Below are 24,354 nucleotides of genomic sequence, written 5' to 3'. Positions count from 1 at the left end.
TCTCCGTTCAGGGGGTGCGCAGGATCTCGCCTGGCCGGGTGCCGGTGTGCGTGCCGTCCTCGATCACGGGACGGCCGTTGACGACGACCGAGCGGATCCCGTCCGGGTAGCGCTGGGGTGCTGCGAACGTAGCCCGATCGGCGATGCGCGCGGGGTCGAAGACCACGATGTCCGCGGCCGACCCGGCGCGGAGCACTCCGCGTCCCGCGAGCCCGGCCCGTTCGGCGGCGGCGGAGGTGCAGGCGCGGACGGCGTCGGCTAGCCCGAGCCGCCCCGTCCGGACGTACTCGGCGAACAGGCGCGGGTAGCAGCCGTAGGAGCGGGGGTGCGGGGTGCCGTTTCCGGTGGGGCCGGCGGGGTCGAGGGCCTGGCCGTCCGAGCCGATCACGGCGGCGGGGTGCGTGAGCGCGTCGAGGAGGTCGCGTTCGCTGCGCCCGTACGCCACCATCTGGACGCCGTTGCCGTACTCGGCGAGGAGGTCGAGCGCGACGTCCTGCGGGTCGGCTCCGGCTGCCAGGGCTGTCACGGTCTGACCGTTGACGGTGATGTCGTCCCACGAGTTCGGGAGGTCGCGCCATTCGTCCCGGACGCGGGCGCGGACGGCGGGCTCAGTGAGCCGCGCCCGCATCGGGCCGTCGCCGCCGTCCTGCGCCCAGGCGGGCAGGAGCTGCGACAGCGGCGCGTTCCCGGCCAGGTACGGGTAGACGTCGAAGGCGACGTCCAGCCCGGCGGCGCGGGCGGCGTCGATCAGCTCCAGCGCCCGCGCGACCGAGCCGTGGTTGCGCCGCCCGACCGCGACCAGATGCGAGATCTGGGTGCGGCAGCCGGTCGCCGCCGCCACCCGCAGCGCCTGCCGGACGGAGTCGAGCAGCCCGTCGGCGTAGTCGCGGACGTGCCAGGCGAACAGCCGCCCGTACGCGGCGGCGGTGCGGCCGAGCGCCTCCAGCTCGTCCTCGCGGGCGTAGCAGACCGGCGCGTAGACCAGGCCCGTCGACACTCCGGCGGCGCCTGCCGCGAGCGCGTCGCCGAGCAGGCCCCGCATCCGGTCGAGCGCGGCGGCGTCGGCCGGACGGTCCCCGAACCCGACCGCGGCGGCGCGCAGCGGCGTGTGCGCGACGAGCGCGGCCACGTTCACGGCGGGCCGTGCGGTGTCGAGCGCGGTGAAGTATCCGGGCAGGTCAGCCCAGTTCCAGGGGACGGACGGGTCCAGGTCGAGATAGGCGGCCGCGGCGCGGAGTGCGTCCGGGGCGGCGGCGACGGGCGTCACGCCGAGGCCGCAGTTGCCGACGACGACGGTCGTGATCCCCTGCCGGACGGCGCTGTGCGCGTCGGGGTTCGACAGGAGCGTCAGGTCGGAGTGGGTGTGGACGTCCACGAACCCCGGCGCGACGATGTGGCCGGACGCGTCCACCGTCCGCGCGGCGGGACGTCCGGCCAGGTCACCGACCGCTTCGACACGCCCGTCCTGGACCGCGACATCGGCGCGGCGCGGGGCCGTGCCGGTGCCGTCGACGAGCGTGCCGCCGGTGATGAGCAGGTCGGTCACGGGGACTCCGGACGCAGCCTGAACGTCGCCTGCGCCTCGACGGGGCTGCCGGTGGGGAGCGCGGCGACGCCCAGCGCGACCCGCGCGTGCCGTCCGGCGCCGTCGCCGAACACCTCGGTGAACAGGTCCGTCGCGGCGTCGGCCACCAGATGCTGATCGGTGAATCCGGGCGCGGACGCGACCCACACCGACACCGTCTCGACCTGCTCGATCGCGCCGAGCCCGCCCAGCTCGTTCTGGACGGCGGCGATGACGTTCCGGGCACACTGCCGCGCACACGCGCGGGCCGTGTCGAGCGAGACGTCGTCGCCGACGCGGCCCTCGGCGAGGAGCTTCCCGTCGCGGGCGGCGACCTGGCCGGACGCGATCAGCACGGCGCCGGAGCGGCGCGCCGCGGCGACGGAGGGGCGCTCCCCCGCCGGCCCGGGGTCGAGGACGGCGGCGGCGAGTCGCTGGTCTGCGTCGTTCAAGGTCTCTCCTTAGGCGGTGGCGAGCACGTCGGCGGGCTCGGCGAAATGGCAGGCGGCCGGGTGGCCGACGCCGTCGCGCTCGATGAGCGGCGGCGTCTCGGTCGCGCAGATGTCCTGCGCCTTCCAGCAGCGGGTGCGGAAGCGGCAGCCGGACGGCGGGTCGATCGGGCTCGGCACGTCCCCGGTGAGCATGATCCGCTCGCGTCCGGCGCGGCCGCGCGTGCGCGGGACGGCCGACAGCAGCGCCTGCGTGTACGGGTGCGCCGGGCTGCGGAAGATCTCGTCCCGGGTGCCCTGCTCCACGATCGTGCCGAGGTACATCACGGCGATCTCGTGCGAGACGTGCCGCACCACCGACAGGTCATGCGAGATGAACAGGTACGCCACGCCCAGCTCGCGCTGCAGTTCCCGCAGGGTGTTCACGATCTGTGCCTGGATCGACACGTCCAGGGCGCTGACGGGCTCGTCCAGGACGAGGACCTTCGGGCCGAGGGCGAGCGCGCGGGCGATCCCGATCCGCTGCCGCTGCCCGCCGGAGAACTCGTGCGCGTAGCGGCGGGCGTGCGCGGGCGCGAGCCGCACCATGTCGAGCAGTTCGGCGACCCGCTCCGGGCCGCCGTCGTCGTAGCGGCCCTGGACGCGCAGCGGCTCCGCGATGATGTCGTGGACGGTCATCCGCGGCGACAGCGACGCGTACGGGTCCTGGAACACCAGTTGCAGGTCGCGGCGCAGGGCGCGGAGTTCGGCGCCGCGCGCGTGGGTGACGTCCTTTCCGGCCACGGCGATCTGCCCGGCGGTGGGCTGCAGCAGCCGGACGACCATCCGTCCGGTGGTCGTCTTGCCGCAGCCCGATTCGCCGACCAGGCCGAGCGTCCGCCCGGCGCGCAGGGAGAAGTCGACGCCGTCGACCGCGTGGACGCTGCCGGTCCGCAGGCGCAGCGGCCCCGACCGCACCGGGAAGTGCTTGGCCAGGCCCGTGACGCTCAGGACCTCGTCAGGCTCGGACATCGATCTCCCCCTCCTCGGCCATCTCGTCGTGGAAATGGCAGGCGCTCGCCCGTCCCTGCCCCGACTGGGTCAGTTCGGGACGCTCCACCCGGCAGCGGTCCCGCGCCATCGGGCAGCGCGGCGCGAACGCGCAGCCCTCCGCGACCTCGCCCGGCGTGGGCGGGGAGCCGGGGATCGGGGTCAGCTCGCCGGCCTCGCCCTCCAGCGCGGGCAGGCTGTCGAGCAGGCCGCGCGTGTACGGGTGCCGGGGCGAGTCGAAGATCGCGTCGACGGTGCCGTGCTCGACGACCCGTCCGGCGTACATCACCACGACCCGGTCGGCCAGCTCCGCGATCACGCCGAGATCGTGGGTGATCAGCACGGTGGCGGCGCCGGTCTCCCGCCGGGTCAGCCGGAGCAGGTCCAGCACCTGGGCCTGGACGGTCACGTCCAGCGCGGTCGTCGGCTCGTCCGCGATCAGCAGGTCAGGGTCGTTGGCGATGGCCATCGCGATCATCGCGCGCTGCCGCATCCCGCCGGAGAACTCGTGCGGGTACTGCTTCAGCCGCCGCTCCGCGCCCGGCACCCCGACGAGCGTCAGCAGCTCGGCGGCCCGCGCCCGCGCCTTCGCCCGCGACATGCCGGACGAGTGCAGCCGCAGCGCCTCGCCGATCTGCGCGCCGACCGTCATGACCGGGTTCAGCGCGGTCATCGGATCCTGGAAGATCATCGCGATCCGGCCCCCGCGCAGCCTGCGCAGCTCGCGCGGGGGCATCGCGCGCAGGTCGGCGCCGTCGAACACGACCCGTCCCGACACGACCCGGCCGGGCGGCTTGATCAGCCCGAGCGCGGACATCGCGGTCACGCTCTTGCCCGACCCCGACTCGCCCACGACACCCAGCGTCTCGCCGGGCGCGACGGTGTATCCGGCGCCGTCCACAGCCCGGACGGTCTCCTCGTCGCCCGCGAACTCGACGACCAGATCCTCGATCTCCAGCAGCGGCCCGGTCATGTGCGTCCTCCCGGGGTGACGGCGTCGCGGAGGCCGTCGCCGACGAAGTTGACGGCGAGGACCGTCACCGCGATCGCGATGCCCGGCGGCAGCCACAGCCACGGCATCGTCTGGATCAGCGTCAGGTTCTGCGCGTCGTTCAGCATGTTCCCCCAGCTCGCCTGCGGCGGCCGGACACCGAGCCCGAGGAACGAGGCGGTGGTCTCCAGCATGATCGCCTGCGCCACGGCGAGGGTGCCGGTCACCGTGACCGGCGCCAGCGCCGCCGGGACGATGTGCTTGCGGATCAGCCACCACGCGTTCGCCCCGGACGCCTCCGCGGCCTGGATGTACTCGCGGTCGCGCAGCGACAGCGTCACGCCGCGCACCACCCGTCCCGCGACCGGCCACTGCGTCAACCCGATCGCGACGATCAGCACGGTCACGCTCGGCCCGACGATCCCGGCGAGCACCAGGATCACCACGACGGTCGGGAACGACATCACGATGTCGGCGATCCGCATGATCACGTTGTCGACGACGCCGCCGAACAGCCCGGCGACCGCGCCGAACAGCGTCCCGACGATCACGGCGCCGAGCGCGGCGGTGAGCCCGACCAGCAGCGACACCCGGCCCGCGTGCAGGGTGCGGGCGAACACGTCACGCCCGGACGTGTCGGTGCCGAACCAGTGCGCTCCGGACGGCCCCTGCCGGACGGCGTCCAGGTCCACGGCGTTCGGCTGCCCGGCGAACAGCGGCGCCAGCAGCGACACCAGCACCACCACGCCGAGCACGACGGCCCCGGCGACGGCGAGCCGGTTCCGCCGGAACCGCCGCACCGCCCGCGCCCGCGGCGACGCCGACGCGCCCGGCCCTTTCACCATGGTCGTCGCGGTCATCGCAGGCTCACTCTCGGGTCGACGACGGCGTACAGGACGTCCGCGATCAGGTTGCAGAGCAGCACCAGGATCGCCACGTACAGCGCGAACCCGACGATGACCGGGTAGTCGTGCTGGCCGATCGAGCTGACCGCGAGCTGCCCCATCCCGGGCCAGGCGAAGACCTGCTCGATCACCACCGCGCCCGCCAGCATCTGCGGGATCTGGTACATCACCACCGTGATCAGCGGGATCAGCGAGTTGCGCAGCGCGTGCCGCAGGACGACGCGGGACGGGGACGCGCCCTTCGCCTCCGCCGTCCGGACGTAGTCGGCGCCGAGCTCGTCCACCAGGCCGCCGCGCACGTAGCGGGTGAAAGGCCCGGCGGTCACGAACGCCAGGATCAGCCCTGGCAGGACCAGGTGCTTGAGCTGGTCGGCGGGCCCGCCGCCGCCCGGCGTCGTCATCCCGGCGGACGGCAGCACGCCCCACTTCAGCGAGAACAAGTAGATCCCGACGATGCCGAGGAAGAACGGCGGCACCGACACCGCGGCCAGGCCGAGGACGGTCGCGCCGTAGTCGACCGCGCTGTTGCGGCGCACCGCGGCGGCCACGCCGAGCGCGATCGACACGACCAGCGCGACGATCAGCGCGGCGCCCATGAGCTGCAGCGTCGGCCCGACCCGCTCGCCGAGCACCGCCGACACGGGACGGTGCCCGACGTAGGAGTAGCCGAAGTCGCCGTGCAGCGCGCCCGCCAGCCAGTTCCAGTACTGGACGACGATCGACCGGTCGAGCCCCAGCTCATGCCGCTTGGCCTCGATGAACGCCGCGCCGCCGCCGCGCATCTGCTCGGGGTCGACCATCATGCGGACCGGGTCGCCGGGCGCGACCCGCACCAGCACGAAGATCCCGACGCTGATCAGCAGGAACACCAGGGCGTTCACCAGCAGCCGCCGGATGACGTAGGCCGCCACGCCTCACCTCCTCTCGTCGCCACGGGCCGGGCCGCGCCGGGCCGGGGCAGCGGTCCCCGGCCCGGCGCGGCCGGTCAGCTCAGCTTCCACTTCGCGAAGTCCCAGGTCCCGACCTCGTTCGTCGGGAGGCCCGACGGCTCGAAGCCGGACAGGCCCGTCCGGTGCGCCCAGACCGCGTCGGGGTTGTAGAGCCACAGGTACGGGACCTGCGCGTTCTCGATCTTCGCGGCCTGCTGGAACAGGCTCTTGCGCTGCGCCGGGTCGGCGACGGCGTCGGCCTTGGCCAGCAGCTCGTCCAGCTTCGGGTCGCAGAACCGGCTGATGTTGCCGCCCGCCGGGTACGCCTGGTCGCAGGCGTCGATGGTCGCGACGGTGGACGGCTCGGTGGCGTAGTTGCCGCCGCCGAACAGCGCCAGGTCGTACGACTTGTCCTCGTAGGACGACAGCAGCTCGTCCGCCTGGACCTGCTTCAGCCGCACGTTCACGCCGACGGCCTTGAGCTGGCTCTGGATCACCGTCACGGCGGTGTCGCGGTCGCGCTGCCCGGGGATCCACGACAGCGTGACGGGCTTGGACGCGTCCCAGCCCGCCGCCGCGAGCAGGCTCTTCGCCTTGGCCGGGTCGTAGGCGTAGGGGTTGGCGGCGGACGTGGCGGCGTCACCGTAGAAGCTGGTGTTCACGACCTTCCCGGCGCCGCCGAGGACCTTGTCGACCAGGCCCTTCCGGTCGATGGCGGTGAGCAGCGCCTGCCGGACGCGCGCGTCCTTGAACCGGCTCTGCGACTGGTTGACGGCGATGCGCGTGTAGCCGGGGCTCTCCGCGGAGACGACCTTGACGCCGTCCATCCCCTTCACGGTCGGCAGGTCGGTCGGCGAGACCTGGGTGAGGTCCATCTCGCCGGTGCGGAGCTGCGCGGTCGCGACGTCGGAGGTGACCGGCTTCAGGTACACCTTCTTGATCGACACGGGCTCGCGGAAGTGCGGGTTGGCCTTCAGCTCCACGTACTGGTCGGTCTTGTAGTCGACGAACGCGAACGCGCCCGAGCCGACGGTCGGCTTGGTGAAGAAGCCGTTGTCGCCGAGTCCCTTCGCCGGGACCTTGCCGAGGACGTGCTCGGGCAGGATCGGCGTGTTGCCGATCAGCCCCGGCAGCCCCGCCGCCGGACGCGACGTCGTGATCTTCACGGTGTTCGGGTCGGGCGCGGTCAGGCCCGCGAGCGAGTCGGCCTTGCCGTCCGCGAGGGCCTTCGCGCCGGTCACCGCCGCGAACTTGCCCGCCTGGGCGCTGCCCGTCGCCGGGTTGGCGAGGGCGGTGTAGGTGTACACCACGTCCTTGGCGGTGAGCGGCTGACCGTCGCTCCACTTCAGGCCGGGCTTCAGCTTGAGCGTGATCGTCTTGGCGTCGTCCGACACCTCGGGCGCGGCGGCGGCCAGGTGCGGCTTCAGCGCGTAGGACGCGTCCGACCCGTACAGCGAGTCGAAGACGAACGACATGACGAGCTGGTCGGGCCCGTTGTTCGGCGCGAGCGGGCTGAACGTCTTCGGCTTCTGGTAGAGGTACATGTTCAGGACGCCGGAGTCCCCGCCGGAGTCCTTCTGCGTGGGGTCGGAGCTGCATGCGGCGAGCGCGCCGGCCGCGAGCACCCCGCCCAGCGCCACCGCGACGCCCCGTCTGCCGGTACGAATGGTCATTGACTTGCCCTCTTCTCGGCGGTGACCGGGCGTTCCGCCCGGCCACGTGTCCGCCCGCTCAGCGGACGCGGTTCACCAGGCTTCCGAGGCCGGTCACGCGGACCGTCATCTCGTCGCCTGCGGACAGGAACTCCCCCGATGCCACCCCCACCCCGGACGGCGTGCCCGTGTAGATCACGTCGCCGGGCTCCAGCGTCATCAGCCGGGACGCGAACGCCACCAGCTCCGCGACGTCGAAGATCATCTGACCGGTGTCGCCGCGCTGCCGGACCCGCCCGTTGACGTCGAGGACCACGTCCAGCTTCTGCGGGTCGGGGACCTCGTCCGCGGTGACGAGGTACGGGCCGAGCGCGGCGAACCCGTCGAGCCATTTGCCGTTCAGCCAGTCGAAGAACGCGACCGCGGAGTCCTCGGTGTCGCGCTCGTGGCCGTAGTCCATCTTCCGGGCCGACACGTCGTTGCCGATCGTGTAGCCGCCGACGTGGTCCAGGGCGTCCTCGACCGGGATGTCCTTGCCGCCGCGCCCGATCACCGCGACCAGCTCGGCCTCCCAGTCGACGCTGGGGCTGACGGACGGCAGCGCGATCTCCTCGCCCGGCCCGCTGACGGACGTGGCGGGCTTGATGAACAGCCGCGGCGAGATCCGCGACTTGTCGATCGGCTCCCCGCCCGTCTCGGTCACGTGCTCCTGGTAGTTCGCGGCAACTGCGAGGACCTTGCCCGGACGGAGCAGCGGCGCCAGCAGCGTCACATCGTCCAGCGCGTGGGCCGCCTCGCCGGACGGCACCTCGCCGAGCGCGCCGATCACGGCCGAGAGGTCGCCGGGGCCGAGGTCGGTGACGCGGCCGCGGACGATCTCGCCGTGGCGGACCCGCCCGTCCGGCAGGCGGTACGTCGCGAGCTTCATGGATCAGACCTCCGGGGAGTCGATCGGCACGGGGGTGCCGAGGGCGAGGGAGCGGGCGGCGGCGTCGGTGACGCGCAGCGCGGCGAGGGCGTCGGCCGGGCCGGTCTCGGGCGGGCGTCCGGTGACGACGGCGGTGTGCAGGGCGGTGAGCATCCGGGTGACCGTGCCGGGTCCGTGCCAGGCGGTGCGGTCGCCCGTCACGGTCCGGACGGACGCGCCCGGCTTGGCGGCGTCGACGTCCATGACCCCGCTTGAGCCGCTGATCCGGTACCGGTGCAGCGCCATGCCGGGCGCGTCCGCGGTGCCGCGGAGGCGGCCGACGGTGATCGTGCTGGTCAGGCCGTGGTCGTGGTCGAGCAGCAGGACGGTCAGCCGGCCCTGCTCGCGTCCCGGCAGGGCGTGCACGCGGCGGACGGCCTGCCCGGTGAGGGCCCGGACGACGTCCACCGGGTAGAGGCCGAAGTTGACGAGCTCGCCGTCCGGGCACGGGTCGCCGCCGTCGACGAGGAAGTCGGCTTGGACGTTCCAGGGCAGGCCGATCCGTCCCGAGGCGAGCGCGCCCTTGGCTGCCTGGACGGCGGCTCCGAACCGGTGGTGGTGCGCGGGCATGCAGACGAGACCCGTCTCGGCCGCGACGTCGGCGATGGCCTCGACGTCCGCCGCGTCCAGGGCGAGGGGCTTGTCGGCGAGGACGTGGCATCCGGCGCGCAACGCCTCGATGACGGTGGCGCCGCGCTCGGCGGGCGGCGCGCACACGCACACGACCTCGGCGCCCGTCTCGCGCACAGCGTCCGTGAGGTTGGGAAGCCCGCTCTCCACGACCGTGAACCCGGCGTGCTCCTGGAACGCGGGGACGTACATGTCGTGCTGGTGATCTTGGGTCCCGAACCCGCCCGAGCCCCAGGGCAGCACCTTCAGCGCGCGCAGCGCGCTTCCCTGTGGGGGGGCGACCTCCCACACCCCCCGGTTCGCTCCGCTCATCACGACGTCTCCTTCAGAACGTCGGCCACCCGGACGGGCTCGCCGGTCGCGATCGATCGTTCGGCGGCGACGCCCATCGCCACGGCGAGCAGCCCGTCCGCGCCCGTCACGGCGGGACGGCCCCCGCCGACGGCGTCGGCCCAGGCGGAGATCTGGGCGGCGAACCCGTCCGAGCCGCCGGGCGGGAGCAGCGCGGTGCCCGCCTCGTCGGTGACGGTGCCCGCCTCGGCGTCCCAGGGGAGTGTGAGGATCCCGCCGGTGCCCGCGACCATCACGTCCCGGCGCGCGAACGACGCCGGACGGTGCCCGCGGCTCATCTCGCACACCGCCGTCGCGCCGCCCGCGAACCCGACCGTCATCTCCAGGTAGTCGTAGATGCCCAGCTCGGCGGCGGTCTGGCGGCGGCCGCGCGCGTAGACGGTCTCGGGGGTGTCGGCGGTCCACCAGGTGACGAGGTCCAGCAGGTGGACGCCGTTGTGCAGGGCGTGCCCGCCGGAGCGGGCGGGGTCGAGCATCCAGCCGCGCCAGTCCGGCCAGATCCAGCCGCCGAGGATGGACAGCCGGACGAGGTCGACTTTCCCCAGCTCGCCGGAGCGCAGAACGTTTTGGACCGTCCGCGCGTAGTCGTAGTAGCGGTGGCTGTGCGCGGGCATCAGCACCCGTCCGGCCGCCGCGAAGGCCTCCACCGCCCGCCGCGCCCCGGCCACGTCGGTGGCGAGCGGCTTCTCGATCAGCAGATGGGCGCCCGCCTCGGCGATCTGGACGGCGATGCCGGCGTGCGTGTCGTTCGGCGTGCACACGACGCAGCCCTCGGCGCCGGTCGCGGCGAGCGCCTCGGCGAGGTCGGTGAACGCGGGCACGCCGCCGTTGGCGCGGGACGCGGCGGCGGCCCGGGCCGGGTCGACGTCGACCACGCCGGCGAGCTCCAGCCGCGGCTCGGCATGGATCGCGGCGGCGTGCTGCGCGGCGATGAACCCGGTGCCGACGACCAGCACGGAATGGGATTCCATGTCGAGGGATCCTGATCCTCACCCCAATCGCGTGTCAAGTGGTTGCCACGCAAAATCTTGAAACACCCCAGCTCAGCACAGGGATCTTCAAGCCGGGGTATTGACATGGAACGCCTTTCCATGAACTATTCCGCCCAACCGTAAGCAACAGCACTTGGGGGCTCCCAGAATGACCACCGCCGAGCCGGCCGGGCAGCGGCCGCGCGGCAGCGAGCTGCTCGCCGCCGCGCGGACCGTGATCCCCGGCGGCGTCAACTCCGCCACCCGCCTGGTGGGCGCGCCGCACGCGCTCACCGCCGCGTCCGGCGCGCACGTCACCGACGCCGACGGCCGCCGCTACCTCGACTACCACGCGGCGTTCGGCGCGATCCTGCTCGGCCACGCCGCGCCCGAGGTGGACGACGCCGTCCGCGCCGCCATCGGCGGCGGCCTCGACCTGGTCGGCTGGGGGGTCACCGAGCCCGAGATCGAGCTGGCCCGGCTGGTCACCGAGACGATCCCGTCCGCCGAGCAGATGATCTCGGCGATGTCCGGCAGCGAGGCGACCGCGCAGGCGATCCGGCTGTCCCGGGCCGTCACCGGACGGCCGCTGATCGTCAAGTTCCAGGGCGGCTTCCACGGCTGGCACGACGCCGTCGCCCGCAACGTGATCTCCGCGCCGGACCGCGCCTACGGCGACGACCCCCTCTCGCGCGGCATCCTGCCCGAGGCCCTCGGCTCGACGCTGATCGCCGAGTTCAACGACCTCGACTCCGTCCGCGCCCTGTACGAGGCGCACCCGGACCGCATCGCCGCCGTGATCATGGAGCCGATCCCGCACAACGTGGGCGCGCTCGTCCCGACCGCCGAGTTCGTCACCGGCCTGCGCGAGCTGACCGCCGAGCAGGGCTCGCTGCTGATCTTCGACGAGGTGATCACCGGGTTCCGGCACGCGCTCGGCGGCTACCAGCAGGTCTGCGGCGTCATGCCCGACCTGACCACGTTCGGCAAGGCGATGGGCAACGGCTATCCGATCGCCGGCCTCGCCGGGCCCCGGCGGCTGATGGAGCACTTCAGCTCGGCGGGCGGGGACGTCCTCCTGGCCGGGACGTTCAACGGCAACCCGGTCTCATCCGCCGCCGCCATCGCCACCATCACCTACCTGCGCGACCACCCGGACTTCTACGAGCGCACCCACACTCTGGGCGACCGCATGCGCACGGGTCTCACCGAGATCTGCGCCGAGCTCGGCATCGCGGCCACCGCCGCGGGATTCGGTGGGGTGTTCTCGCTGTACTTCGCCGAAGCGCCGGTCCGCGGCTACCGCGACCTCATGCGCAACAACGACGCCGCGTACGTGGCGTTCCACCGCCGAATGACCGACCGCGGCTTCCTGATGCTCCCGCTGACGCTCAAGCGCAACCACATCTCGGCCGCCCACACGGCGGAGGACGTCGAGCGCACGCTGGAGGCGGCCCACGACGTCCTCCGGACGATCCGCAAGGACGGCCTGCTCGCCGCGGCCGGGTAGCCCTGCGTACGGCCGCGCCGATCACGTCCAGGCCCTGGCGTGATCGGCGCGGTGCAAGCGGTCAAAGGACGATGACCAGGCTGGCGGCGATGAGGACGTCCACCACGAAGCACCACTGGGCGTACGAGCGGAGGACGACCTTGTCGAGCTTGATGTAGACGAGGTCCCACAGGCCGTGCACCAGCCAGCCGGCCGCCACGATGTAGCGTCCCGCGTCCGGATCGATGATCAGGCCGGTCAGCGCCACCGCCCCGAACCCGATCATGCCCAGCGCCTGGATCTGGAGATCTCTCGACCGGAACAGGCGTCCCCGGACGCCGCCCCACACCAGGACGGCCAGCGCGACGCCGGCCACGACCGCCGCCGGGTCGACCACGTCCACCGCTTCCACGACGGTGAAGGACGCGAGCAGGGCGGCGAGCACCGCCCACGACCACCGGCGCCAACGGAACGTCTCGACCAGCAGGTACAGCAGGGGCAGCAGCGAGAGCGCCTGGGCCAGGGCGGTGACCTGCTCCGGCCCTCCCCCGCCCATGGTCGTTCCGGCCATCGCGACCGCGAGGGCGGCGGGCCAGAAGCGCCGGGCGATGGTGGCGACGGTGCCGGACACGGTGCCGCCGGACGCGGTGTCAGACATGGGACACGCTCCCGTACTCGGTGCGGCGGCGGAGCATGAGCAGGAACATCGCCGGCAGCATCACGAGATGCTCAAGGAGCATCAGGGAATCGTCCGAGACGGCCCCCAGCCACAGCAGCGGGAACAGGACGGCCAGCGGCGCGAACATCGCGCCCGTCATCTCCAGAGAACTGGCCCAGCCGTGCCCCCGGTAGCGCATCCAGATGACCATCCCGGCCGACATCTCGGCGGCCATCTCCAGGGAGTCCCACTCGACGCTCCCCGGGGGCTCCAGCCCCGCGAGGGCGAGCAGGCCGTGGACGGCGATGCCGAACACGGCCATCCCGACGAACATCGCCGCGACCATCTCCAGGTAGTGGCGCAGGAAATGCCGCCAGGCGATCGTGCGGGGCCGGTCGGTTCGTGTCGTCATGACGGTGTCCCTTCGGTACGGGGGTGGGGTATCTTCGCGTTCTACGGTGCTGGACGCCGGGAACGTCCGGCAGTGCCGGAACCGCACCGAAGAGCAGGGAGTCGTCATGGGATCCGATGACATCTGTCATGCGCCCTCCGGCGCCGGGCTCCGCCTTCCGCTCGGTCGCGAGGCGGGCCTGGACCGGTTCCGCCACCACACCCGGTGGACGCTGACCGGCACGTTCGTCCTCTTCCTGGCCCTGTTCGCCAAGGACTGGATCGCGCTTCCCGAGCTGGCGGGCTGGGCCCGTGCCGTCGCCGCCGGCGCGCTGCTCGTCATGACCGCGGCGCTGGTGGTGCTGACCGGGCGGCGGATGCCGTCCGCCGGAGCGGTCGCGGGCCGTCCGCCGGTGGCGTGGCTGGCGGCCGGAGGGGCGGCCGCGGCCGTGCTCGGGGTGGTCCCGCTGACGCTGCCCGGCCAGCGGCTCTGGGCGCTCGCGCCCGCGGTGATGGTGTCGGTCACCGCGACGTTCCTCCCGCCGGAGCGGCGCCGGGTGCTCCTCGCCGCCGCGATCGTCGCCGCCGGGCTGATCGGCGGGACGGCGGGCGCGGCCACGGGCGACGGCTGGCGGCTCGCGACCGCGTTCCCCGCCGGGCTGGTCGCCTTCACCGCGTGGATGATGCTCGGGATGCTCTGGGCCTGGGACGTCGCCGACCGGCTCAACCGGGCCCGCGGGATGGCGGCCGAGCTGGCGGTCAAGGACGAGCGGCTGCGCTTCGCCGCCGACCTGCACGACATCCAGGGCCACCATCTGCAGGTCATCGCGCTCAAGAGCGAGCTGGCGGCGCGGCTGGCCGACGCCGACCCGGCGCGGGCCGCCGCGCAGATGACGGAAGTCCAGCGGCTGGCGGCCGACGCGCTGCGCGACACCCGAGCGGTCGTGCAGGGCTACCGGCGCACCACGCTGGACGCGGAACTCGCCAACGCCGCCAAGGTGCTGTCCGCCGCCGGAATCGACGCCCGCGTCGAGCAGGAAACGAGCCCGGACGACCTGCCGGACACCGCCCGCCACCTCCTCGGACTGGTGATGCGCGAGGCGACCACGAACATGCTGCGGCACAGCCGGGCGGAACACGCCACGATCGGCTACCGGGTGGCGGACGGCTCGGCCCGCGTGCGCGTCCGCAACGACGGCGCGGCCGAGCCCCGCGGCTCGGGCACCGGGCTGCGCGGCCTGGCGGAGCGGCTGGAACAGGCGGGAGGCACGCTGACGTGGCGGCACGACGGCGGCTGGTTCGAGCTGACCGGGTCGCTGCCGCTGCCCGCCGGGGCGGGCGCCCGATGATCCGGCTGCTGATCGCCGACGACGAGGACCTGCTCCGCGGCGCCCTGGCCGCCCTGCTGGAGCTGGAGGACGATCTGACCGTCGCCGCCGAGGCCGCGACCAGCACCGACGCCGTCCGGCTGGCCCGCGAGCACCGTCCCGACATCGCGGTGCTCGATCTGGAGATGCCGCCCGCGGACGGGCTGCACGCCGCGGAGCAGATCCGCGCCGAGCTGCCGACCCAGATCATCCTCGTCACCCGGCACGCGCGTCCGGGGGTGCTGCGGCGGGCGCTGGCCGCCGGGGTGCGGGGGTTCGTGCCGAAGACGACGCCCGCGACCCGGCTGGCCGAGATCGTCCGGGACGTCGCGGCGGGGCGCCGCTACGTCGATCCCGACATCGCCGCGTCCGCGCTGACCGAGAACGACTGCCCGCTCACCGGCCGGGAGCTGGAGGTGCTCCGCGCGTCGCGGACGGGCGCGTCCGTCAACGAGATCGCCGCCGAGGTGCACCTCGCGCCCGGGACGGTCCGCAACTACCTGTCGTCCGCGATGGCGAAGCTGGGCGCGAGTTCCCGGCACGCCGCCGCGCACCGCGCCTGGGAAGAGGGCTGGATCTGACCGGGGCTCAGCTCCGTTCGGGCATGCGGCGGCGCAGCCACAGGGACACGTAGACCAGGGCAACCAGGACGGGCACTTCGATGAGCGGGCCGACGACGCCGGACAGCGCCTGGCCGGAGGTGACGCCGAAGGTGCCGATGGCGACGGCGATGGCGAGCTCGAAGTTGTTCCCGGCGGCGGTGAACGCCAGCGTCGCGGTGCGGGGATAGGGCAGGCGGACGGCGCGTCCGAGTGCGAACGCGCCGCCCCACATCAGCGCGAAGTACACCAGCAGCGGGACGGCGATGCGCGCCACGTCGGCGGGCCGCCCGGTGATCGTGTCGCCTTGGAGGGCGAACAGGATGACGATGGTGAACAGCAGCCCGTAGAGGGCGACGGGGCCGATGCGCGGCAGGAACCGGGTCTCGTACCAGTCGCGTCCGCGGGCCTTCTCGCCGGTGCGGCGGGTGAGGTACCCGGCCAGCAGCGGGACGCCGAGGAACACCAGCACGTTCACCACGATCTCGCCGGTGGAGAAGTGCAGGTCGTCGGTGGCCAGGCCGAGCCAGCCGGGCAGCACCTTGAGGTAGAACCAGCCGAGCGCGCCGAACGCGATGACCTGGAAGACCGAGTTCAGCGCGACCAGGACGGCGGCGGCCTCGCGGTCGCCGCAGGCCAGGTCGTTCCAGATGATGACCATCGCGATGCAGCGGGCCAGCCCCACGATGATCAGGCCGGTGCGGTATTCGGGCAGGTCGGGCAGGAAGATCCAGGCCAGGGCGAACATCACCGCAGGACCGATCAGCCAGTTCAGCACCAGCGAGGAGACCATGAGGCGGCGGTCGCCGGTGACGGTGTCGAGCCGGTCGTAGCGGACCTTGGCCAGCACCGGGTACATCATGACCAGCAGTCCGAGCCCGATCGGCAGCGAGATGCCGCCGATCTCGACCTTGGCCAGGGCGTCGTCCAGGCCGGGCACCGCGCGGCCGAGCCCGAGCCCGGCCGCCATCGCGGCGATGATCCACACGGGCAGGAACCGGTCCAGCGTGGACAGCCTGCCGACCAGGCCGGACGCGTCCGTCTGGGCGTGCGAGGCGGTGGGTTCGGTGGTGGTCACGGGCAGGGCCTCTTCCGTCCTTCGGCGTGGGCGGCGCGGGCGGCGTCGGCCAGGTCGCCGAGCTGCGCGGCGAGACCGTCCAGCGCCTCGGGGCGGAGCCGGTAGTAGGTGAACCGGCCGCACGGCTCGGTGTCCACCAGGCCCGCGTCGCGCAGGACGCGCAGGTGGTTGGAGACGTTGGTCTGCTTGGCGCCGGTCTCCTCGACCAGGTGGCAGGTGCACAGCGCCTCGCCGGCGAGCAGGGTCACGATGCGGGCGCGGAGCGGGTCCGCCAGCACCCTCAACACATCAGTCTCGACTGACATCACCGTCGAATGATACGACAGCAGCCGAGGATCAGCCTCTCAGCAGTCCCTGCATGCGGCCGATCTCGGCCATCTGCGTGGACTGGACGTCGCGCGCCAGCTCCTGGACGGTGACGTCGGTGCCCTTGTCCAGGACGTCCTTCGCCATGGTGAGCGCGCCCTGGTGATGCGTGATCATCAACGTCAGGTAGAGCTTGTCGAACGCCGCGCCGTTCGCGGCCTTGAGCTGCTTGAGCTGGTCCGGCGTCGCCATCCCCGGCATGCCGGCGTGCCCGCCGTGGTTGCGGCCGGACGCCTTCAGCACGGCCTCCGCGTTCTGTTCGAGCCACGACCGCATCGCCGAGATCTCGACCTTCTGCGCCGTATCGATGCGGGACGCCAGCGACCGCACCCGCTTGTCGGACGCCCGGCCCGGGGCCAGCGCCGACATCTCCAGCGCCTGGGCGTGGTGCGGGATCATCATCTGCACGAACCTGACCTCGGCGGCGGTGGGCGGCGCGGCCGTGCGCGGGCCCGCGACCTGGGTCTTGTTGGCCTCGCCCGGACGTCCGGGGACCACCACGGTCCGCGACGGGGCCGCCTCGGGCTCGCCGTCGCCGTCGCCGCCGCACCCCGTCAGGGCGCCCGCGGCCATCGCGACCGCCGCGCCCGCCACCGCGATCCGGTGCCTCATCGAACCTCCCGAACGTCCCAGCCGGCACACGGACGGTATCCGTAGAGCAGGGTTAAACAAAAGGGTCTTAAGTACCAAGTCACATACAGACATGTTCAGACCTATACATTGAACCCAAAACACTCCATACTCCGGGAGATCAGGATCCATTCATGGAGCCGCGCAGACAAAGGAGTCAGGGGTGACGAGAGCTCCTAAGCGAAGAACCGGACGCAGGACCATCTTGGGTACCCTCACCGGCATCGTCCTGGTGATGTCCACCGTCCTCGTCCCGGGGGCGTCGGCCGACCGCGTCCCGGCGGGGGACGAGATCACCAAGACCCCGAACATGCACCATCTGGCGAACATCCCCAAGCAGGGGCCGCTCGCCGCCCCCGCCGCGTACGGCTCGGACTGGGCCTTCAAGGGCCGGTACGCCTTCGGCGGCAACTACGAGGGCTTCACCGTCTACGACATCAGCCGGCCGGCGCAGCCGAAGGTCGTCACCGTCGTGCACTGCCCCGGCTCCCAGAACGACGTGTCGATCGCCGGGGACCTGCTGTTCCTGTCGACGGACAGCTCGCGGAGCGACGACTCGTGCCAGTCCGTGCCGAAGCCCGCGACCGAGAAGTCGGCGTGGGAGGGCATCAAGATCTTCGACATCAGCGACGTCCGCAACCCGCGGTACGTCAAGGCCGTCGAGACCAAGTGCGGCTCGCACACCAACACGCTCGTCCCGAGCAAGCGCAACGCCTACATCTACGTGTCCTCGTACTCGCCGAACGACACCTACCCGGACTGCAAGACCCCGCACGACCTGATCTCGATCGTGAAGGTCCCGCTGCGGCACCCGGAGGCGGCGAGCGTGGCGGCCGAGCCGGTGCTGTTCCCGGACGGCGGCAACCCCGGCGACCCGCCGGACACGCAGTGGCCGAACCAGACCCGCGCCACCTCGGGCTGCCACGACCTGACCGCCTACCCCGACCGTGACCTGATGGCCGGGGCCTGCATGGGCGACGGCGTGCTGTTCGACATCTCCGACCCGCTGAAGCCGCGCACCATCACCACCGTGCGCGACGACGAGAACTTCGCGTTCTGGCACTCGGCGACGTTCAACAACAGCGCCACGAAGATCGTCTTCACCGATGAGCTGGGCGGCGGCTCGGCGGCGACCTGCAACCCGGAGATCGGGCCGGAGAAGGGCGCCAACGCCATCTACGACATCGTCGGGAAGGGCAAGCACCGCAAGCTGAAGTTCCGCAGCTACTACAAGATCCCGCGGCACAACAGCGTCAACGAGAACTGCGTGGCCCACAACGGCTCGCTGATCCCGGTGAAGGGCAAGGACATCATGGTGCAGTCCTGGTACCAGGGCGGCATCTCGGTGATGGACTTCACCGACTCGCGGAACCCGAAGGAGATCGCCTGGCTCGACCGCGGCGAGTGGGCGAACAACCTGCAGTACCTGGCCGGTACGTGGTCGACGTACTACTACAACGGCTACCTCTACTCCAACGAGATCCAGCGGGGCCTGGACGTCATCGACCTCCGGGACCGCCGGACCGACCCGGCCAAGCGCGTCAGGCTGGACGTTCTCAACGCCCAGTCCCAGCCGAACTACTTCGACTGACCTGATTCGCCCTGACGGGCCCCCGGACCGCCGAACTCGGCGGCCCGGGGGCCCGTCGCTTTTCCGGCGCGCCGCCGTCAGGTCCCCTCCGCATGACGCCGGCACGCCACGTGGAGCCGATTACGGGCGCATCCTGGCCCAGACCCATTTCCCCCCGGCCGGGTCACGCGTGGCGCCGCATCGGACGCACACGGCCTGGACGATGTGCAGGCCGCGACCGCCGTTGTCGTCGAACGCCTCCTCAGAGATGTCGAGGTCTTCGAGGGTGAGCGTGGTGCGCGGCTTGGGCCGCGGGTAATGGGGGTCGCCGTCCCAGACGGCGATGATGAGGCCGTCGCCGTCCCGGCTGACCTGAACCCGGATCTCCTCGTTCGGCGTCTGCCGCACCGCGTTGGTGACGAGCTCCGAAATGACGAGAAGTGCGTCGTCGAGAATGTGGGAATAGTCCCAATTGTACAGCCGCGAGGCCGCAAGCGTCCTCGCAAGCCCCACCGAGGCAGGCGTTCCCATAAGGGGAACGATCATTTCCCCCGCCGCCGTCATCACCATCGTTCCCCCTTGCCCGGGATTCCGAATTCCTGTGACAAGGATCACCGCTGGGTTCTACGGTTTACTTGTTAGGGAAAATAGACCAAACAGGAGTGTCCGATGCCCATCGTTCGCGACCCCCTCGAACCCAAGATCTCCCTATGGCATCTTCTGGCCTTCTACCTGCGGTTTCTCCGCGAAGACGCGGGCCTCTCGCTGACTCAGTGCGGAAAGATCATTGGCGTCGCGCGATCGACTGTTTCGAATATCGAGGCTGGTCGACAGCGACCGCAGGTGGACCAACTCGTAAAGCTTGACCGGAAATACGGCACCGGCACCCTATTGCAGCTTTTGCATTGGTATGCCCGAAATGCTCATGATCCCGACTGGGGACGCCAGCTCGTCAGGTATGAGGAGCAAGCAGACGCGATCAGGCTCTACCACGGCAAAACGATCCCCAGACCCTTCCAGACCGAGGAGTACATGCGTGCCCTCGCGGCGGCAGGGACATCCAGAGACGTGGGCGACATCGTGGCCAAGCGCCTCAGCCGTCAGCAGGTACTGCTTGACCGTGAGAAGCCACCGTTCTTCTACGTCGTCTTGGACGAGGAGGTGCTCTCCGCCTGCGTCGGTGGGCCCCTGGTGATGAAGGCGCAGCTCGCACACCTCCGAAAGATGATGGATCTTCCGAACGTCATCATCCGTTTCATCCAGCCTTCGGCGGGTGCTCACGAAGGGTATGACGGACCCTTCCAGATCATCAGCCTCGGAGAGCGTGATGTTGCGTATGCGGGTGCTCAGTACGGCGGGAGGCTGGTCGAGGGCCCGGGCGAGGTAAGGGAGCTGTGGGCTATGTTTGATCGCATCAGCGCGAAAGCCCTCCCGGAACATGCCTCGCGCGCCCTCGTCGATCAGTACTTGGAGAAGTACACATGAACGTCCAATGGCGGAAGAGCACGCACAGCAGCGGCGTCAACGACGAGCACTGCGTTGAGCTTGGACGTCTTGCCCCCGGCGTCGGAATTCGAGACTCGAAGGCCCCGGACACGGGCCACCTCACCTTGACCCTCGCCCAGTTCGCAGGGCTGATCAGTCAGCTCAAGCGGGAGCAGTAGCCATGCCCGTGCAATGGCGCAAGAGTTCGTACAGTGGCGCGGCGAACGACGACGCGTGTGTTGAACTGGGACGCCTTGCGCCGCAGGTCGGCATCGGAGTGCGGGACTCGAAGGACCCGGACGGGAGCCACCTCACCCTGACCGTCTCCCAGTTCGCCGGGCTGCTGGAGCAGATCAAGCAGGACCCCGCCCGCTGACCACTCAACTCCGTCCCGCCAGTTCCGTCCGCCAGACCGGAGAGGCCGACTCACCCCGCCGACGCCTGCTCTCCCACCTGCCGAGCCTGCTGAACCGCCAGCCACCGCCTGGCGTCCCATCCGCCGGTCTGGGCGTCCTGCTCGTCCGGCCGGTCTCCGCGCTGATGGGCTTCGACGACTTCAATCTGTCCACGCTTATGCCTCGCCCGCTGACGGTGATCGAGCGCTTCTGCCAGGCGTTTTCGGGATCGAATTCATGTCACAGAATGTCGGGGCCGGATACGACGATCCGCATGGCCTTCCTCCGTACGCAGGCGGGCAATCGGAAGGCGGGGCCGGAAACGGACAAGGCGAGAAGGGTCCCGGCGACCGTGTGAAACGTTGTTGACCATGACGAACGATCACGAGTCCGCACCGTTGGGCAAAGACCAGCCGTTCATCCCGCCGGGCCGTGGCGACATGCCATTGCCTCCTCGGCCATCGTCGGTGACGGTCGCGGCGGCGTTGTGGATGATCCTTGGGATGACTTTGGTGCTCGGTGTGCTCGCCCTCCCCAGGACCACGTTCCTGGTCTACGAGATTCCCACCCGGATCATCCTGTTCGGCTATGGGGTGACCATGGTCATCAGCGCCGGGCGCATGCTGCGCGGCAGCGACCGCGCCCGGTTCACGGTGACGGTCATGGGATGCCTGCTGCTGATCGGCATCTGGAACGCCCTGCTCATCGTTCCGGCACTGATCTTGCAATACCGGCCAAGAAGCCGTGAATGGTTCCGTTTCGTCGACGCACACCACACCGCGCCACGTAATTGGCGTAAAGGCAGGCACGAAATCGGCATTCTGTTCGACATCGACGCGCTGGGCGGCGGCGCCTATGGACGCAAAGCGTACAAGATCCTTTTCGCCAGCCTGGATCCGGAACAGCTGAGGGATTGTTCCTTCCACGATGGGGAAACCTATGCGACCCTCAACGGAACCGCCAGGCTCTACTGCATCGCCATCCGGTCCGCGGACCCGCTGAAGATCGATTATGTTCGGGACACCCTGCGTGCCCGCACGGACGATGGGCTCCGGGATGGGGACGAGCGTTTCCTCGTTGGAGCCGTCACGAGCCGGGAGCCACTCGAACACGCCGCCGATGTCGACAGTGCGGGGAACCTCATCGCCGATCAAGAGGACGTGATCCAACCATGGTTGGCAGAGGGAACCCCATGGACGGTGATCAGCAGATAGCGATGGCGGCGGTGGCTCAGTCGCTGATCGAGCCGGAATCATCACTGGTGCAGCCCTTTGCCTCGCAGTAGCCGCCGCCGGAGGCGACGCGGCCGTCGACTTTCACCACTGTTTCGACCTTGGCCTTGGAACTGGCCTGCGTCCTCAGCTGCCAGGTGTCCAGGCCGGGCTTCGCCGGCAAGTGGATGGTCTTGCGCCAGGGCAGCTCGACCGCCTTCTCCGTCGTCTCCTTCCCATTGACGACGTAGGTCACGCGGAGGCGCCCCTCACCAATGATCGCGAAATTCAGCGTGTGCGCCTTCGGGGTTGGCGAAGCCGACGTGGGAACAGTGGTCGCTGAAGTCGGCGTATCAGACTTCACGGAATCCGAGCAGCCGGTGACCAGTGTTGCCGCTGCAATCGGCAACGTCACCGCCCACGACCATCCGAAAAGGCGATTTCGGGTGTTGACGTCCGGTTCAATCTCCACCTGCCCAGTCTCGCAGAATCCTCTCGCCGCACAACCCCTGATCATCTACGAGAGCCATGGCGGCTGTATTGTCACCGTTTAGTGCCGTCCACGGCCGACGGTAACAGGTGCGGACCAACGCAACGTCAGGAGCATGTTCGGGCGGGATCCACCGCAAACGCCGGCGAACTCGACGTTCGACGAACGGTTGCGGAGCGGCGGGCCCGGTCCTCTTGCCCGACCCGAACCGGAGTTGATCATGATTGGGTTCGACGGCCGCCGGTCATTGGCGTACCTTCGCGGTAATCGGAAGACGCACGGGAGTGATGGCCAGGCGAAACGTACCCGAGCGCGGTGTAGAAGGCGAGCGAGCGTTCCAGGTCGGTGGCCCGCAGCCCGAGGACGCGTTTCAGGTCGTTACGGAATGGCGGAACAGGGTGCTTTCCAGGAGGCGGTGGTCGTGGCTCGGGACCACTTCGCAGTCGAGGCCGCTGACGAACTCGAAGGTCTCGTAGCACTCGAAGAGATTGGTGTGAATGGTCGGCGGGACGCTCTTTCGCCAGTCTTCCGGGTTCCAGTTCTCATAGACGCCCATGGCGTCGCCTGCCAGCAGGTAGCGTCCGGTCTCCGCTTCGACGAGCACGCCTTGGGAGCCGGGCGTGTGCCCCGGCAACGGGACGACGGTGACGCCCGGGCAGATCTGCTGCTCCCGCGATATCGCCTCGATGCGGTCCCAGGCCGACATCCACGGCGCCTGGAGCCCCGGCAGTTTCTCGTACGCGCGCTCGTGCAGCGGCAACGGGTTCATCGCGTATTCGAGTTCCCGCCGGTGCACCAGGATCTGGGCGTTCTGGAACAGGTTGTTGTTCGAGCAGTGATCCCAATGCAGATGCGTGTTGACGACATAGTCGATGTCATCGGGGTCGAACCCGCATTCACGCAGCGCCGTCTCCGGCAATTCCTCGGGGGTGCGCACGAAGGCGTACGGGTGATGCCGCCGCACGTATTCGGGATCCAGCGTCCCGGTGTCGACGACGACGCGCGTCCCACCGGCCTCGATCACGAACATGAACATGTGGATGTCGATGGTCGTGTCGCGAGCGGAACCATAGACGGCGGCGGCGAACGGGACGTTCTCCGACCGTCCGACGCGGATCGGGGTGACGGTGACGCTCATCGTTCCTCCAGCACGTCCACGCCCAGGTCATGGGCGACCTGGCGCAGGTCGGCGATGGTCCGTGCGGGCAGCGCCAGCCCTTCTCGCGCGTTCCGCGTTTCGGCGAGGCTTTCGAGTTCGCCGGGGTAGCGCACCTCTTCCGTCCCCTCCCGCGAACCGGATTTCAGTTCCGCGACCAGGGCCTGCATGCGCTCCTCGAATTCCTGCACCGGGCTGAACGAGGCAATGTTAAGGGCCAGATACAGGTGGCCTGACTTGCCCGGCAGCTCGGATTGGTAGGGCCCGCTGACACCCGAGCCGAAACCGCTTCCGCTGAGCACCCCGGACAGGACGTCCATCATCACCGAGATGCCGTATCCCTTGTGGGCCGCCATCGGCAGGACAGTGCCGAGAAGGGCCTGCTCGGGGTTCCGGGTCGGCGCGCCTTCCGCGCTTACGGCCCATCCGTCCGGGATCTCCTCGCCTCTGTTCCGGGCCAGGTAGATCTTTCCTCGGGCGACAGCCGTGTTGGCGATATCGAGCACCATCTGGTTGTCGCGGTCCACCGGGGCCGCTATCGACCACGGGTTGCTGCCGACGAGTTTCCCGCGTCCGGACCAAGGTGCCATCGCCGGGCTCGAATTCGTCGTCAGGATGCCGATGCAACCGCGCGGCGGCGCCATCCTGGTGAAGTAGGCGGCGGTCCCGAAATGGTTTGAATTCCGCACTGAGACGGCGCCGATGCCGTGCCGCTCGGCACGGCCGATGGCCTCTTCGGCGGCGCGGGCCGTGATGACCTGGCCGATGCCGTCGTGGCCGTCGAGGGTCGCGACGGCGCCATGGTCGGCGACCAGCTCGGCCTTGGTCTCGCCGGACATGACGCCCGACCGGATGCGGTCGACGTACCAGCCGACGCGCAGCACGCCGTGCGACTGGTGTCCCCACAGGTCGGCCTGGACGAGGCTGTCCGCGACGAGCAGCGCGTCGTCCGGCGGCACGCCGCACGCGGTGAAGATCCGCGTGGCGGCGTCCCGCAGCTCGCCGGGGGAAATCCGGACGGAAGACATCGCT

28 protein-coding genes are annotated in these 24,354 nt (G+C 70.6%); 9 read left to right on the top strand and 19 right to left on the bottom strand.

Annotation, left to right across the window (positions count from 1 at the left end; translation table 11 throughout):
- Positions 1–7 precede the first annotated feature (7 nt).
- The 10 genes from E1287_RS12545 to E1287_RS12500 form a co-directional block, all read right to left on the bottom strand.
- Positions 8–1,546 (bottom strand): D-aminoacylase, encoded by a 1,539-nt coding sequence (locus E1287_RS12545; protein WP_131965074.1) that lies wholly within the window; start codon positions 1,544–1,546, stop codon positions 8–10.
- Positions 1,543–2,016, bottom strand: a complete 474-nt coding sequence (locus tag E1287_RS12540; RefSeq protein ID WP_131965073.1) for a RidA family protein — start codon at positions 2,014–2,016, stop codon at positions 1,543–1,545. Before E1287_RS12540 ends, E1287_RS12545 begins: the two co-directional genes overlap by 4 nt.
- Positions 2,017–2,025: 9 nt before the next feature.
- A complete protein-coding gene (locus tag E1287_RS12535; RefSeq protein WP_131965072.1) occupies positions 2,026–3,024 on the bottom strand; it encodes an oligopeptide/dipeptide ABC transporter ATP-binding protein in 999 nt (332 codons plus the stop codon).
- Positions 3,011–4,015: an ABC transporter ATP-binding protein gene (locus E1287_RS12530; protein ID WP_131965071.1), complete on the bottom strand. Its 1,005-nt coding sequence runs from the start codon at positions 4,013–4,015 to the stop codon at positions 3,011–3,013. Before E1287_RS12530 ends, E1287_RS12535 begins: the two co-directional genes overlap by 14 nt.
- The gene (locus E1287_RS12525; protein WP_131965070.1) at positions 4,012–4,893 is read right to left on the bottom strand and encodes an ABC transporter permease; all 882 of its coding nucleotides are present in this window, start codon (positions 4,891–4,893) and stop codon (positions 4,012–4,014) included. The genes E1287_RS12530 and E1287_RS12525 overlap by 4 nt, the downstream gene beginning before the upstream one ends.
- Complete coding sequence (locus E1287_RS12520; protein ID WP_131965069.1) at positions 4,890–5,849, bottom strand: ABC transporter permease; 960 nt, start codon at positions 5,847–5,849, stop codon at positions 4,890–4,892. The genes E1287_RS12525 and E1287_RS12520 overlap by 4 nt, the downstream gene beginning before the upstream one ends.
- Before the next feature lie 74 nt (positions 5,850–5,923).
- Positions 5,924–7,540: an ABC transporter substrate-binding protein gene (locus tag E1287_RS12515; protein WP_131965068.1), complete on the bottom strand. Its 1,617-nt coding sequence runs from the start codon at positions 7,538–7,540 to the stop codon at positions 5,924–5,926.
- Between the two features lie 58 nt (positions 7,541–7,598).
- Positions 7,599–8,447 carry a fumarylacetoacetate hydrolase family protein gene (locus E1287_RS12510; RefSeq protein ID WP_131965067.1) on the bottom strand — a complete coding sequence of 283 codons (849 nt, stop codon included), beginning with the start codon at positions 8,445–8,447 and terminating at the stop codon, positions 7,599–7,601.
- Between the two features lie 3 nt (positions 8,448–8,450).
- Entirely contained in the window at positions 8,451–9,428 is a 978-nt protein-coding gene (locus tag E1287_RS12505; protein WP_131965066.1) for a Gfo/Idh/MocA family oxidoreductase, read from the bottom strand.
- Positions 9,428–10,438 (bottom strand): Gfo/Idh/MocA family oxidoreductase, encoded by a 1,011-nt coding sequence (locus E1287_RS12500; protein WP_131965065.1) that lies wholly within the window; start codon positions 10,436–10,438, stop codon positions 9,428–9,430. Before E1287_RS12500 ends, E1287_RS12505 begins: the two co-directional genes overlap by 1 nt.
- Before the next feature lie 169 nt (positions 10,439–10,607).
- Between E1287_RS12500 and E1287_RS12495 the strand changes: the two genes are divergently transcribed.
- On the top strand, positions 10,608–11,948 hold the full coding sequence (locus E1287_RS12495; RefSeq protein WP_131965064.1) for an aspartate aminotransferase family protein: 1,341 nt from the start codon (positions 10,608–10,610) through the stop codon (positions 11,946–11,948).
- Between the two features lie 61 nt (positions 11,949–12,009).
- Here E1287_RS12495 and E1287_RS12490 read toward each other — a convergent pair whose 3' ends face one another.
- Together E1287_RS12490 and E1287_RS12485 are read right to left on the bottom strand one after the other, a co-directional pair.
- Complete coding sequence (locus E1287_RS12490; RefSeq protein ID WP_131965063.1) at positions 12,010–12,585, bottom strand: hypothetical protein; 576 nt, start codon at positions 12,583–12,585, stop codon at positions 12,010–12,012.
- On the bottom strand, positions 12,578–12,997 hold the full coding sequence (locus E1287_RS12485) for a hypothetical protein (RefSeq protein WP_131965062.1): 420 nt from the start codon (positions 12,995–12,997) through the stop codon (positions 12,578–12,580). The genes E1287_RS12490 and E1287_RS12485 overlap by 8 nt, the downstream gene beginning before the upstream one ends.
- Before the next feature lie 106 nt (positions 12,998–13,103).
- On the opposite strand from E1287_RS12485, the gene E1287_RS12480 reads away from it, so the two are divergent.
- Both E1287_RS12480 and E1287_RS12475 read left to right on the top strand, forming a co-directional pair.
- Positions 13,104–14,324, top strand: coding sequence for a histidine kinase (locus E1287_RS12480; RefSeq protein ID WP_131965061.1), 1,221 nt, complete (start codon positions 13,104–13,106; stop codon positions 14,322–14,324).
- Positions 14,321–14,923, top strand: a complete 603-nt coding sequence (locus tag E1287_RS12475; RefSeq protein ID WP_131965060.1) for a response regulator transcription factor — start codon at positions 14,321–14,323, stop codon at positions 14,921–14,923. Before E1287_RS12480 ends, E1287_RS12475 begins: the two co-directional genes overlap by 4 nt.
- A gap of 7 nt (positions 14,924–14,930) precedes the next feature.
- Here E1287_RS12475 and arsB read toward each other — a convergent pair whose 3' ends face one another.
- The 3 genes from arsB to E1287_RS12460 are packed head-to-tail and all read right to left on the bottom strand — an operon-like array spanning position 14,931 to position 16,997.
- The gene (gene arsB, locus E1287_RS12470) at positions 14,931–16,019 is read right to left on the bottom strand and encodes an ACR3 family arsenite efflux transporter (protein WP_131965059.1); all 1,089 of its coding nucleotides are present in this window, start codon (positions 16,017–16,019) and stop codon (positions 14,931–14,933) included.
- Positions 16,016–16,303, bottom strand: coding sequence for a metalloregulator ArsR/SmtB family transcription factor (locus tag E1287_RS12465; RefSeq protein ID WP_243718900.1), 288 nt, complete (start codon positions 16,301–16,303; stop codon positions 16,016–16,018). Before E1287_RS12465 ends, arsB begins: the two co-directional genes overlap by 4 nt.
- A 52-nt stretch (positions 16,304–16,355) precedes the next feature.
- On the bottom strand, positions 16,356–16,997 hold the full coding sequence (locus E1287_RS12460) for a DUF305 domain-containing protein (protein WP_131965057.1): 642 nt from the start codon (positions 16,995–16,997) through the stop codon (positions 16,356–16,358).
- Between the two features lie 223 nt (positions 16,998–17,220).
- On the opposite strand from E1287_RS12460, the gene E1287_RS12455 reads away from it, so the two are divergent.
- Entirely contained in the window at positions 17,221–18,606 is a 1,386-nt protein-coding gene (locus E1287_RS12455) for a hypothetical protein (RefSeq protein ID WP_347813968.1), read from the top strand.
- Positions 18,607–18,726: 120 nt separating this feature from the next.
- On the opposite strand, the gene E1287_RS12450 is transcribed toward E1287_RS12455, so the two are convergent.
- A complete protein-coding gene (locus E1287_RS12450) occupies positions 18,727–19,155 on the bottom strand; it encodes an ATP-binding protein (protein ID WP_131965056.1) in 429 nt (142 codons plus the stop codon).
- 99 nt (positions 19,156–19,254) lie between these two features.
- On the opposite strand from E1287_RS12450, the gene E1287_RS12445 reads away from it, so the two are divergent.
- From E1287_RS12445 to E1287_RS12425, 5 genes are all read left to right on the top strand, one after another.
- A complete protein-coding gene (locus tag E1287_RS12445; protein ID WP_131965055.1) occupies positions 19,255–20,070 on the top strand; it encodes a helix-turn-helix transcriptional regulator in 816 nt (271 codons plus the stop codon).
- Positions 20,067–20,249 (top strand): DUF397 domain-containing protein, encoded by a 183-nt coding sequence (locus E1287_RS12440; protein WP_131965054.1) that lies wholly within the window; start codon positions 20,067–20,069, stop codon positions 20,247–20,249. Before E1287_RS12445 ends, E1287_RS12440 begins: the two co-directional genes overlap by 4 nt.
- A 2-nt stretch (positions 20,250–20,251) precedes the next feature.
- A complete protein-coding gene (locus tag E1287_RS12435; protein ID WP_131965053.1) occupies positions 20,252–20,446 on the top strand; it encodes a DUF397 domain-containing protein in 195 nt (64 codons plus the stop codon).
- A gap of 164 nt (positions 20,447–20,610) precedes the next feature.
- Positions 20,611–20,823: a hypothetical protein gene (locus E1287_RS12430; protein WP_131965052.1), complete on the top strand. Its 213-nt coding sequence runs from the start codon at positions 20,611–20,613 to the stop codon at positions 20,821–20,823.
- A 13-nt stretch (positions 20,824–20,836) separates the two neighbouring features.
- Positions 20,837–21,679 (top strand): hypothetical protein, encoded by an 843-nt coding sequence (locus tag E1287_RS12425; RefSeq protein ID WP_131965051.1) that lies wholly within the window; start codon positions 20,837–20,839, stop codon positions 21,677–21,679.
- Positions 21,680–21,695: 16 nt separating this feature from the next.
- Here E1287_RS12425 and E1287_RS12420 read toward each other — a convergent pair whose 3' ends face one another.
- From E1287_RS12420 to E1287_RS12410, 3 genes are all read right to left on the bottom strand, one after another.
- Positions 21,696–22,148, bottom strand: coding sequence for a hypothetical protein (locus tag E1287_RS12420; protein ID WP_131965050.1), 453 nt, complete (start codon positions 22,146–22,148; stop codon positions 21,696–21,698).
- 388 nt (positions 22,149–22,536) lie between these two features.
- Positions 22,537–23,304, bottom strand: a complete 768-nt coding sequence (locus E1287_RS12415; RefSeq protein ID WP_131965049.1) for an N-acyl homoserine lactonase family protein — start codon at positions 23,302–23,304, stop codon at positions 22,537–22,539.
- A complete protein-coding gene (locus tag E1287_RS12410; protein ID WP_131965048.1) occupies positions 23,301–24,350 on the bottom strand; it encodes an Ldh family oxidoreductase in 1,050 nt (349 codons plus the stop codon). The genes E1287_RS12415 and E1287_RS12410 overlap by 4 nt, the downstream gene beginning before the upstream one ends.
- Positions 24,351–24,354: the final 4 nt, after the last annotated feature.

This window comes from Actinomadura sp. KC06 (genome assembly GCF_004348735.1).
Lineage (GTDB): Bacteria > Actinomycetota > Actinomycetes > Streptosporangiales > Streptosporangiaceae > Spirillospora.
The sequence above is the reverse complement of the archived record's forward strand: the minus strand, read 5'-3'. Positions and strand labels throughout refer to the sequence as shown.